The following is a 14285-nucleotide window of genomic DNA, read 5'->3' as shown; positions in this document are numbered from 1 at the left end:
CTTAAAACTCCAGCTCTACACCGCTATAGCGCGGATCGTTAAAGGTTTCTTCCACAGCCGCACTGAAAGGGGTGTAAGGAACACCGAAAATACCGGGCCAATCAATCACCTCGAACTCATCCTTCGCCGTTAAAGCCGCCAGTTGCTGGGTGGTAAAAGGCGGGTTTTTATCAAACTTGCCCCATACCCACAGCAGGGCATAAAAAAGAGAATATGGAATGCGTAAAATTATCGTTTTGGCCCGAATTGCGCGTTTAATCTCGCGAATCATGTCGATATAGTCGATTTTTTCATGGCCTGAGATGTTATACACGCCATCGCGAATGCCATTCTCGATGCAGCTGATAATGATATTGGCAAAATCTCCGACATAAAGTGGCTGTCGCATGTAGCGACCATCCCCAGGGATCGGAAACACGGGGACCTTCTTCATAAAGCGTGATAACCAGCCCAGGTGTTTGCGATCAAACCAGCCAAACATCAAGGTGGGGCGCAGAATGGGGCAGGGAATACCACATTCCAACACCATTTTCTCTTGTTCCTTTTTGGTGTTGGTATAGAAATCATCAGCGACCGATTCCACGACCGAGGAGCTGATCTGTACCATGTAGGGTACGTTGTTCGCTTTGATGGTTTCCAGTTGGAGGCGGGTCGAATCAATATTGTTTCGCACGAACTCCTGATAATCGTTACCGCCAATCTGAGCCTGTAACATCACCACGACATCCGCCCCTACGAAGTGCTGCTGCCACTGGCCGGGTTCGGCGAGATCGGCATACTCGACAGTGATGTCGGGTTGAACTCGTTTCAGCACGTCCAGATTAGTACGATGCTTGTCGAGAACAACAATGTTTGAATAGCCTTTTGCCTTGAGTCGGGCCACCAAATTTTGACCGACCAGACCAGCCCCGCCAGAAAGTATTATCTTTTTCTGCAACAAAATTTACTCCTGAGATATCTTGACCGGGACGTTGAATTGGGGGCACACAAAGAGTTCATTGTCTCTGGCGTATGCAAGTCCCAACTTGTAGTCCCCATTTAAATTTGACACATCAGCGGTCGATTGGTAACCGGAAGAGTTCAATGAGGGTTGTTTGAAGTACTCACCAACGTCTGGGCGCGTTACATGCTCAGTATCAAACAAATGACGTTTTCCTTCACTATCAGTTAGTACCAGATAAATATTATCCGGGACTTCGGCAGGGGAAACGGAAGCTGCCAGCCAGCCTTGAATGTTGAGTAATGATGAAGCTTTGATGGTGCCAGATGATGGAGAGACGCCATTCGCAGAATCAATACTCCCGTTGCATTGTTGAACTAATGTGGCGTTGTCAAAGGATCCCGACAGAGGTTTAGCAAAACCCATTTTACCAATGAAATCCCGTGAGGACGGGTAATCGAGCGGATAGAATTCGATATTAAACGACCGCTTCCAAAGAAAGGGCAGTTTTGTTGCAGAAATCTCAATCGATTTCACTCTCTTATCATTGAGAGTATGCGCATCTGAGGTAAGTAATCCAAATTCTTCAGTATTTTCGATAAGTGGTGAAATAATAAAACCAGACTCCGTCATTCCCGAGATGATTCTGTAGTTGCGAGTGATGCCATTTTGCATCGTCAGTTTCATCTCAAGCTGGCTTGTCTTGAATAACGTATTCATGACCGAACCCGCTAAGCTTTTGCGAATATCAAGCTTCGCAAATAGCGGTTTGTCAGATTCAGGCAAATTGATCTGCTCACCAAACGAGTAAACGCCTCCACCGATTGGTTTTAGTGGTTCGTTTGATGGCGTGGGGGTGTTTCGGTGCTTAAGGTACAAATAACCACCCGAAAATGCGGTTGGTTCATAATTGGACAGCAAAATAGGCCAGCTTGCACCATCCTCAAGCGTCGGTAACCTATTATCAATAGGTTGAACGTTGAAGATAACATTATCTGGTCGATTGTCTCCAAGAAGGTGCATCTTATTTAATTCGGCCAGTTTAGGGGTGTAGACCGAATAACTTTGCAGGATAGGGCGTGGGTCCCACTTATTTCCAGACGCGAGCAGATAAGATTGATCGTAGGAATAAATATCAACGGTTCCTTCCAACTTCGGAATGGCTCCAAGCTTATTCAGTTGGTTTATCCGATCGTTAAAATCGTTTGTCAGTGCCTGGGGTGTCGATACGCGCTGTTTTAGCCCATTCCATGCGCCGGAAAACGTGTTCTTGGTATTGGCTCCAATGCTTTCAATGGGGTTTTGGGCATAGGAAAAATCGATGTAACCCCACACCAGCAAACAGACTGCGAGGAGGGGGGGGGCGATTCTGGTTGAGAGTAGCGTTCCTGCCAATAATGCTCCCAGCAGAATCATCGCTCCAGAAATGTTCGCATGACTGTCATGTCTGACGAAGCCCGCTTTTAAAGCCAAAAAGAGGATGCCTAAAAAAACAAATGCAACAATCGTTCGATCGTAATAAGAACCCCGCGTGCCACGTAGCAGAAAACCAACAAGGGCGACTGTCGCCAGCAAATACATAATGTATTCACGCGAAGTCCCTTTTATTGCCATAGCTTCGGTGTAACCGCTAACAATGGGTGCCATCCCGATAAAATAACCCGCAAGACCGGTTAACGGTTGTCCGGAAAGCACCCAAAAAACCATCATCGAAACTAAAATTGTTGCGCCAATCAGAAGACAGAGTTTCCATTGCCTTCTTTTCACCAGCAAAGCAAACGCAAGAAAAGAAATTCCTATGCATGCAGCAAGCGTCGAGCCTTTAATCAGTGGCAATAAACCAAAGGGCACAAACAAAACTGCGTTGAGAGCGAAACCTTTTGATCCTGCAACCTGCTTTGCATCGAATGCCATTGCCCAGTGATAGACCTGAATACCTACCAACATTGTATAAAAGAAGAATAGAGCATCGCGGCTATATGTTAATGCGCTCAGGGTAACCAGTAATGCAATTTTTAAAGCCCATCCCGCCGTCCTGAAGTTAAGCCAGACAGCAACGGCAAAGGAAACTGCCAGAACGAGCGACCCCCAGATCATCAAGTGATCGGTGGCTGGAAGATAGCTTCTTGTATAAATTGAAGAGTATGGGCCGAAGGTAAAGACGATGTCTTTGCCGAAAGACATTCCCTGAGCAGTTGCCTCGTTCATCCCATACATCCATGATGGGTCGAGACCTGACCATGGCATTCTTGGCGACAAAGGAACAATAACCACAATTGCTACCAACAGTAGAGCCAGTAAAAATACGGCATCCTTTATAGCACGGTTATTAATAAGGCTGGCGCTTCTTCCTGAAGCCGTATTAGGTTTCAATCCTGACATTAAATATCCAACCTTTTAAATACGAAATGTGGCAAATTGCGAATAACCATCATGATTACTGACCAAATTTTTGGCGTGTATATAACACGTTGCCCGCTTTCAATGCCGCGTACAACCTCCGCTGCCACGCGATCAACGGGGGCGAGTTTGGCACCGGATTGTTTGAGATGTGCGGTCATTGGTGTATCGGTTGGCCCTGGTTTAATTAAAACCACCTTTACATTCGTATTTGCAAAGCGGTGTTGTAAACCTTGTACATAGCCTGCAACCAACCCTTTAGCGGCACCGTAGGTATAGTTAGATTTCCTGCCTCTGTCACCCGCGACTGAACCGATAATCGCGAGCGTTCCACTATTGGCCTTTTGCATCTGCATGGCAAACGCCTCGGCAAACAGCACCGGCGAAATACCATTGACATCCAGAGCTTCCCGACACAGGACGAGATCATTCTGACATGCTTCCTGGTCAGGTAGGGAGCCGTGCGCAATAAGTGCCACATCAACATTGCCTGACTGGTAGATTTGATGAATCAGCTCTTGAATTTGGCCCGCATCGAGAAAATCTACCTGAAGGTTGGTAATTACTGCATCCGGGGTACGCACCTTGAGATCTGAAGCAATACGTTCGGCTTTTTCCTGATTCCTGCTGACCAAAACAATCTCTGATGGATTCTCTTTCGCCCACAGTCGTGCGCATTGTTCAGCAATCGCAGAAGTAGCACCAATGATGGCGATTTTTTTCTTAAGCTTCATTCAACTTCCCATTAGGCGGCGTGAGAGGCCAGAGCTGATGCCCGGGTCTCGGTATTGGATAAATTCAGCCAGGCGTGGATAGCCAGCTTCGAACAATTCTTTCGGCATGCGCGCATCCTTGGCGAGATAGATACGGCCTTTCGCTTCACGTACGATGGCATCCAGTCGCTCGAACAGTTTGCGCGTGCGATCTCCATGGTTTGGGAAATCCAACGCCAGAGTGACCCCCGGCTGTGGAAAACTCAGCATACCAAGGGGCTGTCGGTTACCAAAAGTTTTGAGTACTGCGAGGAAGGAGCCATCTCCAGAGCGTGCTATCTCTTTCAACATCGCCTGAACTGCATCTTGTCCCACTTCGCGTGGTACCACACTCTGGTACTGATAGAAACCTTTGGGACCGTACATCCGGTTCCAGTGCAGCACATTATCGAGGGGATAGAAAAAGGGCTCGTAATGAGCGAGTTCCCTTTTTGCCTGCCACTTTTTGAGGTGGTAGTAGGTCATATTGAAAGGACGAAGTGTCAGGCGGTTAACCATTGAGACCGGGGGCACGATGGGCATCGTGAGTTTGCCAGCCTTCGGTTCCTTACGATCCTTTGTATCAGCCGGATTTCCGCGCATGAATAAACCGCGGCCGCCGCCTTTTGAGATACAGTCGATCCACGAAACGGTATGCTCCCACTGGGCTTCTGACGTGTCCGACAGTCGGAAAAACTCATCAAGGTTGTCAAACGCAATGGTCTCGGTATCGACCCATGGACCCGCAACCGGACGAAGCTGTATTTCGGCTGAAGCGATCACGCCAGTGAGACCAACGCCACCCACCGTGGCGGAAAACCATTCAGGATGCTGGTCTGGGCCACATTCGATCGTTTCGCCATTGGTCCGGATCAGGGTCAGACTTTTAATGTGATCCCCGAATGAACCCACCACATGGTGGTTTTTACCATGTACATCATTGGCGATGGCTCCGCCAACGGTCACCAACTGAGTCCCTGGCGTAACGGGCAGAATCCAGCCACGCGGAATCATCAGCCTCTGAATGTCCTGGAGCAAGACTCCAGCTTCGCATACCAAACGCCCTGTGCTTTCATCAAAGGCGATAAAGTGGTCAAGTCCGGTTGTTATCCAGATCTCCCCCTGCGGATTTAGGCATACATCGCCATAGCTGCGTCCCATGCCATGAGCCAGACCGGGAGTGGTGAGAGAAGCCTGTATCTGACCACGGTCACTCAATGCCACCACGTTGTGTTCTTCACGAGACAGGCGACCCCATGAGTTTATCGTTACCATGAAACCCCCACTGTGCCGGCAACCAAAATAGCGGCAAATATAATACCCGCGCTGAGACTGGCACGATCTTTCACTGCAAAGACCAGTGGGTCATCGTGCATTTTGCCTCGATGGGCTTGCATCCACATCCAGCTTACCCAAAACAACATGACAGGTACGGCTCCCCAAATCAGTTCAGGAGCGGCGTACAATTTCAGCACAGCATCGCTGTTCAGATATAGCGCGAGTACCAAAACAGATGAGTAACCAGCCACAATCCCCATAGTCTGAATCAAAGGTGCATCGGCGGTATGGTATCCACGGCCATGAATTTTCTCTTTTCCGCTGAGCAGTTGAAGTTCCAATTCTGCATAACGTTTAACGAATGCGAGAGAAAGGAATAGAAATACCGAAAAAGCCAACAGCCAGAATGAGAGATCGTGACCAACAGCCGCCGCACCAGAAACAATTCGCAAGGTATACAGCATTGCCAGAGTGAGGCAATCAACCAACATCAGTCGTTTGAGTAGCCATGAGTAGGCGCAGGTCAGGGCGAAATAGAACAGCAGCCAGAATAAAAAGTGTTTCCCTACTAACCCGGCTACGGCCAGACTGATGATCAGTAGCAGTGGCGCAAGCAATACGCCTATCCAGGCGGGTATCAGGCCTGACGCAAACGGTCGGTTTCGTTTTCGGGGATGTAGGCGGTCGCTGTCAAGATCGAGTAAATCGTTGGCGATATACACTGATGAAGCGCAAAGGCTAAACGCAATGAATGCCAACAGCAGAGAAAGCCATGCCTCACCATTGCTCACATCATGTGCTGCAAACAATGGCACTAAAAGGAGAAGGTTTTTTAGCCATTGGTGAATTCGTAACATCCGACGCCATGCGGAAAAGCCGATTTCTCGTTTAGGAAATACGCGTTCAACCGTTGCAATATCCTGGGCCTTTTTCACCAGTTCGTTTGACCCATTAACAACGATGGCTTTATGCGCTTGCGACCATACCGGTAAATCCGTCGAGGAATTTCCAGCGTAATCATAGCCATGTTGTTGGAAGCGTTGCACTAAAGCAGCTGCTTTGTGTTCCCCGGCAATATTCGACACCCCATCGCTGGCAATAACTTCGTCGAAAATGCCTAAGTGTTCCGCAATACGGTCTGCAATCGATTTATCAGATGCCGTACACAAAACCAGATATCGGCCCTCTTCACGCTGTTGCTTGAGCCATTCAAGTAACTCTTCGTTGTATGGGAGAGTCTTAGGAGTAAATTCAGCTCGTGAAGCAAGGTGCTGTTTTAGACAAGCCTTGCCCTTTAATAGAAGGAATGGAATGCGGAGCGTTTCAAACGGGCTATCCCTAAACACCCTTAATGCAGATTCGTGCAGCATGTCGGAATGGATTAACGTACCATCCAAATCCACTACAAGTGGTTTCCCAATCAAAACAACTCTCCCAGCGATAGATTTTAAGAAGGCGAATGACCTCATAAACTCTTCATTCTAAAACAATGGGGAGGGGAACGTCATCATTTATGCATGCTTTGATGGCTGAGTTAAATCAATAATCGGTACTCTTTTTTACGTGTTTATTAAGCGGTATTAGAGGTAGACATCACCGTCTCCCCGAAAAAATTAAGCTACAAAAAGACCGCTGAGATAAGATTGTGCGCATTTCGGATTTCATTGCATGAGCGATAGATAGGTCGGAATAAATTGATGATGTGATTGTTGTATGATGTCGACTTAAGTCAAATTCATACCGAGTTGTAGGGTGTACCTATTTATTGTTATCACCACTTACAGCGTTTAAAACGAGGCATCTCAGGGGATAGTCTGTTGATTTAACATATACGCCCGCATAAGGCTGATTTGATGCTGTAACATCAATCGCCTGAAATGTATGGGATGGCCTTTCAACTCTGCCTCTCGTAGTAATGTTGTTTTTTCGTGGTAGATGATGATGTTGCAGACAAGTGCAGCGCGTTGCAGTTTTTCAAGAGAGAAGGGAGTGCGTTCATCGTTTCCCATTCCGACCGAGGTAGCATTAATAACGAGGTCATGATGTGTGGGGGCATTTGAGCCCAGTTGCACCGTGATGTCTTTCTCATCATGAACGTCGACAGAGCTACCATTTGGCTGCACTGATTTGCTCCCATTTTGTGCAGCTTGCTTGAGTACATTTCACTGGTAGCGATGGTTTCACCACTACTGGCCTTCGGGACAAAACAAAAAAGCCCGCAGAGCTTGCGCTTTGCGGGCTTTCAGGACTTCGTCAGATGACTCTGGTAATCACTGACGGAGAATTTTGGTGGAGCTGGCGGGAGTTGAACCCGCGTCCGAAATTACTACGCCGTCGGCACTACATGCTTAGTCCAATCTTTACATTCGCCTGTCAGCTGCGGATGGACACGCTACTAACAAACTAGCCTGATTGGATTTAACGCTTCAACCCCAGGCAGGGCATCCACGCGATCTCTTTTGGGTTTGACCTCTCTTGATCCCCGTCCTAAGAGCGGAGGCTAGGGAGAGAGGACACCTTCAGTTTCTTAGGCTGATTAAGCTGCGAGAGCAGCAGGTGCGAAGTTTTCGTCGTTTGCGACTATTTTTTTGCGGCTTTTTTACGAGGCCTACCGCACCTCGGCATGCACCTAAGGGTTCACAATCCCGTCGAATCCAGAATCAGCCCCAGGAACTAACTATTATAGCAAAAAATTCTGCTGATTCCATCCCTTAGCGGTTGGAATTTTTCATGATTCGCGCTTTATCCAGCTTCCACTCGCGCTCTTTGATGTCATCGCGCTTATCATGTTCTTTCTTACCGCGTGCCACACCAATCTTCAGTTTGGCCCAGGCATTTTTCCAGTAAATCGACAGCGCGACCACGGTATAACCTTCACGGTTGACGCGGCCATACAGTGAATCGAGTTCACGCTGCTTCAGCAGCAGTTTGCGGTTGCGGGTTGGGTCGCATACCACATGCGTTGAGGCCACCGCCAGCGGCTGAAAAGTTGCGCCAAACAGATAAGCTTCGCCATCGCGCAGCAAAATGTAGCTGTCGCTGATGTTGGCTTTGCCGGCGCGGAGAGATTTTACTTCCCATCCTTGTAACGACAATCCCGCTTCGAACTCTTCTTCAATGAAGTATTCATGGCGAGCGCGTTTATTGAGGGCAACAGTGGCTGAACCGGGTTTGTGAGCTTTTTTCTTTGTCATAGTGCGGCGTAGTCTACATCACTCAGTCTGTGGACGCATCCCCTGTCCTGCGGGGCGGTAAAAAACGGGTTATTTTAGCACAGCTGGCATACCCGTGAATTTTTGTTTGGTAGCTGAAAATGATATTATTTAACGGTTTTGTGATGAACAGGAACCATTATGGCCCAGATTAGTCGTTCCGCGCTGGTCCCCTATAGCGCTGAACAGATGTACCAGCTCGTGAATGATGTGGATTCGTATCCAGAATTTCTACCGGGCTGCACCGGCAGTCGGGTGCTGGATAACAGCGGAAACCAGATGACGGCCGCTGTTGATGTCTCCAAAGCAGGCATCAGTAAAACTTTCACAACGCGTAATACCTTAACCAGCAACCAAAGCATTCATATGCAGTTGGTCGATGGTCCCTTTCGCAAGCTGAGCGGCGGATGGCGATTTGTCTCGCTGGGCGATGATGCCTGTAAGGTTGAACTGAGTCTGGATTTTGAATTCACCAATATGTTGGTAGAAATGGCTTTTGGTCGCGTCTTTAAAGAACTGGCCAACAGCATGGTGCAGGCTTTTACCCAGCGCGCCAAAGAGGTTTATCGTGCCTGATATATCGGTTGAGGTGGTTTACGCATTACCGGAAAAACAGTACCTGCGCACGGTGACGCTGGCAGAAGGGGTGACGGTTGAAGAGGCGATTAAAGCCTCGGGTCTGTTGTCATTGCGCAAAGATATCGATCTGAAAAGCAATAAAGTCGGCATCTACAGTCGTCCGGTGAAGTTGGATGATCTGTTACAGGATGGCGATCGGGTAGAAATCTATCGTCCATTGATTGCCGACCCTAAAGAGATGCGACGCCAGCGGGCAGAACGAGCTGCTGAAAAGAAATAGCGAAATCGCAGAAGCAAAAAAGGCGCTCATGCGCCTTTTTTGTTGCAACTCATCAGCCTTCACTACCCGTGAGACGTGGTTTGTTGTCGATGTTGGTCAACACGCCGTTGCTGTCAAATGTCAGCGTCAGAGTTTGCTGTCTTACGCGCTCATGACCCGGCTCTTCACGGAAGATGTAGTACCAGACATTGCTGCCAAAAGGATCGCGCATCATCGGTGTTCCGAGGGTATACGCCACCTGCTGCTGCGTCATGCCAGTGTGGATTTTAGCCACATCGTTGGCGACCAGATAGTTCCCCTGATTGATATCCGGGCGGTACACAACACGCTCAAGAGTGGAACATCCGGCGGTCATCATCAACATTACCACTGCCGCGGCAGTCAGCATTTTACAGCGCATCTATACATTCCTTTTCTGGGGCCAAACGCCTTTTCATCAGGCTGTTTTTTTGCCATCAAATTCTGAACTCTGCCTGCGGCAGGCTTTATTACTCTGGCGACATAAGTTGCCGATGATAATAAACCTTTTCGCTATTTGAAACCTCTACAGAGCAAGCATATGACCACCGGGCCGGAAAAAAGTGCGGTATCAGGCTGCTAAAAGTTCTTTCGCGTTTGCCAGCGTGTTGCGTGTAACTTCACTACCGCCCAGCAAACGCGCCAGTTCTTGCAGACGTGCCCGTTTATCCAGCGGCTGCATGTGCGTTTCGGTCATCGCGCCATCAGTCTCTTTACTGACGAAGAAATGTTGGTGGCCGCAACCAGCCACTTGTGGCAGATGCGTTACACACATCACTTGGGTTGATTCACCCAACTGGCGCAACATCTGGCCGACAACCGCAGCGGTAGGGCCGCTAATGCCGACATCCACTTCGTCGAAAATCATCGCCGGGGTTTCCATTTTCTGCGCGGTGATGACCTGAATAGCCAGCGCGATACGTGACAGTTCGCCCCCTGAGGCCACTTTACCCAGCGGTTGCAACGGTTGTCCTGGGTTAGTTGTGACGCGAAAATCGATCCGGCTGGCGCCCTCGGCGGTCAGTTGATCCGGGTTAAACTCCAGAACAATGGCGAATTCACCGTGTGGCATCGCCAGCGTACGCATACTTTGGGTAATTAAATGCGTCAGCTCGCGGGCTGCCCCTTCACGTTGCTGATGCAGCATTTCGGCACTTGCCAGGGCTGCCTGGTGATGAGCGCCAACGGCAGCCTGCAACGTTTCCTGATCGCTTTCCTGCTGCGAGAGTTGCTCTGATTCATCCAACAGTTGTTGATAGAGTACAGGCAGCGCTTCGGGTGTAACGTGGTGCTTGCGTGCCAAAGCAATCTGCCGGGACAGGCGTTGTTCCAGTTCGTGCAGGCGATTGGGGTCGAGATCCAGACGATCGCAATAGTGGCGCAGTTCATCACTGGCTTCACTCAATTGAATCGCGGCTTCTTCGAGTAGGTTAAACACACCGCTGACTTTATCATCCAGGCTGACCAACTCGCTCAACATCTGGCGTGCGCTATAAAGCAGGCTTTGCATGTTGGTGTCGTCGCTGTCGGCCAAAATTTGCAAGGCCTGTTGGCTGGTGGAAAGCAACTGCCCGCTGTTAGCCAGACGTTTATATTCTTCATCAATTTGCTCGAACTCGCCGGGCTGAGGCGCAAATTCATTGAGTTCTTTCAACTGGTACTGCAACAGTTCGCGCCGTGCTTCACGTTCCTGTGATAACTGTTGATGTTGAGCCAGGGCGCGGCAACTCTGGTGCCAGTGCTGATAATGGACACGCATCTGAGCCAGTGCATCGTCGTGTGCGGCGTAGGCATCCAGCAGATGCTTTTGGTGATCGGGTTTGAGCAGCAACTGGTGAGCATGCTGGCCATGAATCTGGATGAGAAGTTGGCCGAGTTCGCGCAGTTGAGAGAGAGGGACCGACGTGCCGTTAATAAAACCACGAGAACGGCCATCGGCACTGATCACACGGCGTAATAAACATTCGTTGCCATCGTCCAGCTGGTTTTCTGCCAGCCAGCGTTGGGCCGAAGGGGAGGCTTTCAGTTGAAAGCGCGCGCAAATATCTGCGCGACTCGCCCCCTGGCGTACCATATCTGCTTCAGCACGGCCACCAAGGCACAGACCAAGTGCATCAATAGCGATAGATTTTCCTGCGCCGGTTTCACCGGTGATCGCCGTCATGCCACGATGAAAATCGATTTCCAGTTCACGAACGATAGCAAAATTACTGATGGTCAGTTGTGCCAGCATACATTCACCTGTATAGAAAAACAGATATGGTTTTTCATACAGTATAAACTGGTTTTTTATCCAGTAAAGTGGTGATGGGTGATTTTCAGAACAATTTTTTTGACCAGCCGAGTTTTGAGCTTAATGTGTTGAAGTAATTGTAATTTTTTGGGTGGATTAGATTGAGGTGATTGGCACTGCGCCGAATCAATACGTCCTCCCCCTCTTGAATCGGTAGCGCAATTTGGCTGTCGCAACTGATCTCCAGGTCGCTGCGTAAGGAAGAGAAACGCAGGCGGATGGTGCTACTGCTGTTAATCACTAAAGGACGTGCCGACAAGGTATGTGGAAACATTGGCACCAGGACAATCGCTTCCAGCGAAGGCGTAAGAATCGGGCCGCCAGCGGAGAGCGAATAGGCTGTTGAACCCGTGGGGGTTGAAATGATCAGGCCATCGGAACGTTGTGAAAAGGCAAATACTTCATCGATATAAACTTCAAATTCGATCATATGTGCCACTTTTCCCGGATGCAGCACCACTTCGTTGATGGCACTGCCAATACGCGGGGAGCAATCTTCTTTGCATACCTGCGCCTCCAGTAAAAAACGACTTTCGATGAAATAGTCGCCTTCCAGGACATCGTCCAACTGCTGTTGCGCGTTGTCAGGATCAAGGTCGGTCAAAAAACCGAGATTTCCGCGGTTAATGCCAATCACTTTGATGTCATAACGCGCCAGCACGCGTGCAGCGCCAAGCATATTACCATCGCCACCGACAACAACGGCCAGATCGGCGCGTTGGCCAATTTCCGCCAGTGAACCGGTCTGTACATCTTTTAGCGAAAGTTCGCGTGCAATTTGCTGCTCGACAATCACCTCATAGCCTTTTGCCGTCAGCCAGCGCCAGAGCATTTCATGGGTGGTTAACGCAGTAGGATGACGCGGATGGCCAACAATCCCAATGCAGTTAAAGTGTTTATTCATTTGAGCTGGTGTTCCTCATAAGCCAAAACGGCCAGGCAATGTGATGGGTTCTCTTGAAACCGTCAAACTGATCCCCATAATAAGCGAACAGCGAGATGAATGTGCAAAACGCGGAGAAATTCATGAGTAGTAAAGAACAGAACACCCCAAACGAGCAAGTCTCAGACGAAATTCAACAGGATCAACAGCACGCGGACGCAGAGACAGCAACTGAGGTGGATCCGCGTGATGAACGTATTGCGCAACTGGAGGCTGAATTGGCTCAGTCGCAGTCTGGCGTGCGTGATGCGCAACTGCGTGCGCAGGCGGAGATTGAAAATATCCGTCGCCGTACCGAAATGGATGTGGAAAAAGCGCACAAATTTGCGCTGGAAAAATTTGCCAACGAGCTGCTGCCGGTGATTGATAGCCTGGAGCGTGCGTTGGAAGTGGCAGACAAAGAGAATTCTGAGCTGGCATCAATGATTGAAGGCATCGAACTGACGCTGAAATCACTGCTGGGTGCGGTGCGTAAATTTGGTGTCGAAGTGGTAGGTGAAACCAACGTACCATTCAACCCTGATGTACATCAGGCGATGTCGATGATGGAATCTGAAGAGGTTGCACCGAATCACGTCATGATGGTGATGCAGCGAGGCTACACCCTGAACGGTCGCCTGCTGCGCCCGGCAATGGTTGCTGTGGCAAAAGCGAAAAGCTGATTTCTCGCACAATAGTTAACGGCCGCCTGACGCGGCCGTTTTTGTTTTACGGTAACACTGGTGTCCAGTCGATGGGTGTTTGTCCTGCCTGGCTGAGCAATGCATTGGCTTGTGAAAAATGCTTGCTGCCAAAAAAACCGCGATGCGCGGAGAGTGGCGAGGGATGCGGTGCTTTCAACACATGATGGCGCTGACGATCGATGATGCTACCTTTCTTCTGCGCATGTGACCCCCACAGAAGAAAAATCACCCCTTCACGATGCTGATTGATAGCGCTAATGACATTGTCGGTAAAGGTCTCCCAACCAAAGCGGGCATGGGAGTGCGCCTGACCCGCCTGCACCGTTAGCACGGTATTTAATAACATCACCCCTTGTTTCGCCCAGCTTTCCAGAAAGCCGTGCTGTGGACGTATAAAGCCGGGAATATCCTGTTCCAGTTCTTTGTACATGTTCAACAACGAAGGGGGAATGGCGACGCCGGGCAGCACTGAAAAAGCCAGTCCGTGCGCCTGATTAGGGCCGTGGTACGGATCCTGGCCCAATATCACGACTTTAACATCACCCAGTTCGGTCAGTCGAAAGGCGTTAAAGACATCTTTTTGCGGCGGATAGACAGTGACGCCCGCAGCACGCTCGTTGGCGACCGCTGTCAGCGTCTCAACAAAATAAGGTTTCTGTTTCTCTTCAGCCAGCACATCGTGCCAGGTCAGCTTCTCGCTCATTATTGACTCCCTGCCAAAAAAATTGCGCTTAGCTTAACGCGTCCTGGCAGGGAGCAGAAGGTTAAAAAAAATTGAGAATTTACAAAAAAATTTAAATGAGAAAATTATTTCAAATCAATTTATTAGGTGTCGAGGCCGAGAATCTGGCTGGATGAAATTGATGCAGGTCAAAACGGCTGGATTGTTGCAGTGCTATACCTGAGC

14 protein-coding genes and 1 other RNA gene are annotated in these 14285 nt (G+C 49.3%); 3 read left to right on the top strand and 12 right to left on the bottom strand.

Annotated elements, in window-relative coordinates:
* Position 1: 1 nt before the first annotated feature.
* The 8 genes from AC6I8N_RS15330 to smpB all read right to left on the bottom strand — a co-directional run bounded on the left by AC6I8N_RS15330 (position 2) and on the right by smpB (position 8564).
* Positions 2 to 940: an NAD-dependent epimerase/dehydratase family protein gene (locus AC6I8N_RS15330; RefSeq protein WP_021184407.1), complete on the bottom strand. Its 939-nt coding sequence runs from the start codon at positions 938 to 940 to the stop codon at positions 2 to 4.
* A gap of 3 nt (positions 941 to 943) precedes the next feature.
* Complete coding sequence (locus tag AC6I8N_RS15325; RefSeq protein WP_497829412.1) at positions 944 to 3322, bottom strand: hypothetical protein; 2379 nt, start codon at positions 3320 to 3322, stop codon at positions 944 to 946.
* The gene (locus AC6I8N_RS15320; RefSeq protein WP_497829411.1) at positions 3322 to 4074 is read right to left on the bottom strand and encodes an SDR family NAD(P)-dependent oxidoreductase; all 753 of its coding nucleotides are present in this window, start codon (positions 4072 to 4074) and stop codon (positions 3322 to 3324) included. The genes AC6I8N_RS15325 and AC6I8N_RS15320 overlap by 1 nt, the downstream gene beginning before the upstream one ends.
* Positions 4075 to 5367 carry an FAD-binding oxidoreductase gene (locus tag AC6I8N_RS15315; RefSeq protein WP_497829410.1) on the bottom strand — a complete coding sequence of 431 codons (1293 nt, stop codon included), beginning with the start codon at positions 5365 to 5367 and terminating at the stop codon, positions 4075 to 4077.
* Positions 5361 to 6839: a UbiA family prenyltransferase gene (locus AC6I8N_RS15310; RefSeq protein WP_497829409.1), complete on the bottom strand. Its 1479-nt coding sequence runs from the start codon at positions 6837 to 6839 to the stop codon at positions 5361 to 5363. The genes AC6I8N_RS15315 and AC6I8N_RS15310 overlap by 7 nt, the downstream gene beginning before the upstream one ends.
* 333 nt (positions 6840 to 7172) lie before the next feature.
* Positions 7173 to 7493: a hypothetical protein gene (locus AC6I8N_RS15305; protein ID WP_497829408.1), complete on the bottom strand. Its 321-nt coding sequence runs from the start codon at positions 7491 to 7493 to the stop codon at positions 7173 to 7175.
* Positions 7494 to 7657: 164 nt separating this feature from the next.
* Positions 7658 to 8038, bottom strand: a transfer-messenger RNA (tmRNA) gene (ssrA, locus tag AC6I8N_RS15300).
* Positions 8039 to 8081: 43 nt separating this feature from the next.
* A complete protein-coding gene (gene smpB / locus AC6I8N_RS15295; protein WP_021184401.1) occupies positions 8082 to 8564 on the bottom strand; it encodes an SsrA-binding protein SmpB in 483 nt (160 codons plus the stop codon).
* 159 nt (positions 8565 to 8723) lie between these two features.
* Here smpB and AC6I8N_RS15290 point away from each other — a divergent pair, with 159 nt between their 5' ends.
* Both AC6I8N_RS15290 and AC6I8N_RS15285 read left to right on the top strand, forming a co-directional pair.
* On the top strand, positions 8724 to 9158 hold the full coding sequence (locus AC6I8N_RS15290; protein ID WP_013510141.1) for a type II toxin-antitoxin system RatA family toxin: 435 nt from the start codon (positions 8724 to 8726) through the stop codon (positions 9156 to 9158).
* Positions 9151 to 9441 (top strand): RnfH family protein, encoded by a 291-nt coding sequence (locus tag AC6I8N_RS15285; protein WP_497829407.1) that lies wholly within the window; start codon positions 9151 to 9153, stop codon positions 9439 to 9441. The genes AC6I8N_RS15290 and AC6I8N_RS15285 overlap by 8 nt, the downstream gene beginning before the upstream one ends.
* Positions 9442 to 9493: 52 nt before the next feature.
* On the opposite strand, the gene bamE is transcribed toward AC6I8N_RS15285, so the two are convergent.
* From bamE to nadK, 3 genes are all read right to left on the bottom strand, one after another.
* The gene (bamE, locus tag AC6I8N_RS15280; RefSeq protein ID WP_021184399.1) at positions 9494 to 9841 is read right to left on the bottom strand and encodes an outer membrane protein assembly factor BamE; all 348 of its coding nucleotides are present in this window, start codon (positions 9839 to 9841) and stop codon (positions 9494 to 9496) included.
* Between the two features lie 189 nt (positions 9842 to 10030).
* Positions 10031 to 11692: a DNA repair protein RecN gene (gene recN / locus AC6I8N_RS15275; protein ID WP_497829406.1), complete on the bottom strand. Its 1662-nt coding sequence runs from the start codon at positions 11690 to 11692 to the stop codon at positions 10031 to 10033.
* A gap of 85 nt (positions 11693 to 11777) precedes the next feature.
* A complete protein-coding gene (nadK, locus tag AC6I8N_RS15270) occupies positions 11778 to 12656 on the bottom strand; it encodes an NAD(+) kinase (protein WP_021184397.1) in 879 nt (292 codons plus the stop codon).
* A 122-nt stretch (positions 12657 to 12778) separates the two neighbouring features.
* Between nadK and grpE the strand changes: the two genes are divergently transcribed.
* Positions 12779 to 13357, top strand: a complete 579-nt coding sequence (gene grpE, locus AC6I8N_RS15265; RefSeq protein WP_208723784.1) for a nucleotide exchange factor GrpE — start codon at positions 12779 to 12781, stop codon at positions 13355 to 13357.
* Between the two features lie 46 nt (positions 13358 to 13403).
* Here the strand turns inward: grpE and ung are convergent, their stop codons facing one another.
* Entirely contained in the window at positions 13404 to 14081 is a 678-nt protein-coding gene (ung, locus tag AC6I8N_RS15260; protein WP_021184395.1) for a uracil-DNA glycosylase, read from the bottom strand.
* Positions 14082 to 14285 lie beyond the last annotated feature (204 nt).

The sequence above is a fragment of the Pantoea sp. X-Soil-TKNS-1279 genome (genome assembly GCF_059730565.1).
Note: the sequence above shows the minus strand (reverse complement) of the source record. Positions and strands in the feature narration are given on the sequence as shown.

Bases quoted from the DNA above. Each gene is read 5' to 3' on its own strand.
- AC6I8N_RS15290 (WP_013510141.1), top strand. From the start codon at position 8,724: ATGGCCCAGATTAGTCGTTCCGCGCTGGTCCCCTATAGCGCTGAACAG.
- smpB (WP_021184401.1), bottom strand. From the start codon at position 8,564: ATGACAAAGAAAAAAGCTCACAAACCCGGTTCAGCCACTGTTGCCCTC.
- AC6I8N_RS15315 (WP_497829410.1), bottom strand. From the start codon at position 5,367: ATGGTAACGATAAACTCATGGGGTCGCCTGTCTCGTGAAGAACACAAC.
- AC6I8N_RS15325 (WP_497829412.1), bottom strand. From the start codon at position 3,322: ATGTCAGGATTGAAACCTAATACGGCTTCAGGAAGAAGCGCCAGCCTT.
- bamE (WP_021184399.1), bottom strand. From the start codon at position 9,841: ATGCGCTGTAAAATGCTGACTGCCGCGGCAGTGGTAATGTTGATGATG.
- AC6I8N_RS15320 (WP_497829411.1), bottom strand. From the start codon at position 4,074: ATGAAGCTTAAGAAAAAAATCGCCATCATTGGTGCTACTTCTGCGATT.
- AC6I8N_RS15310 (WP_497829409.1), bottom strand. From the start codon at position 6,839: ATGAGGTCATTCGCCTTCTTAAAATCTATCGCTGGGAGAGTTGTTTTG.
- nadK (WP_021184397.1), bottom strand. From the start codon at position 12,656: ATGAATAAACACTTTAACTGCATTGGGATTGTTGGCCATCCGCGTCAT.
- grpE (WP_208723784.1), top strand. From the start codon at position 12,779: ATGAGTAGTAAAGAACAGAACACCCCAAACGAGCAAGTCTCAGACGAA.
- recN (WP_497829406.1), bottom strand. From the start codon at position 11,692: ATGCTGGCACAACTGACCATCAGTAATTTTGCTATCGTTCGTGAACTG.
- ung (WP_021184395.1), bottom strand. From the start codon at position 14,081: ATGAGCGAGAAGCTGACCTGGCACGATGTGCTGGCTGAAGAGAAACAG.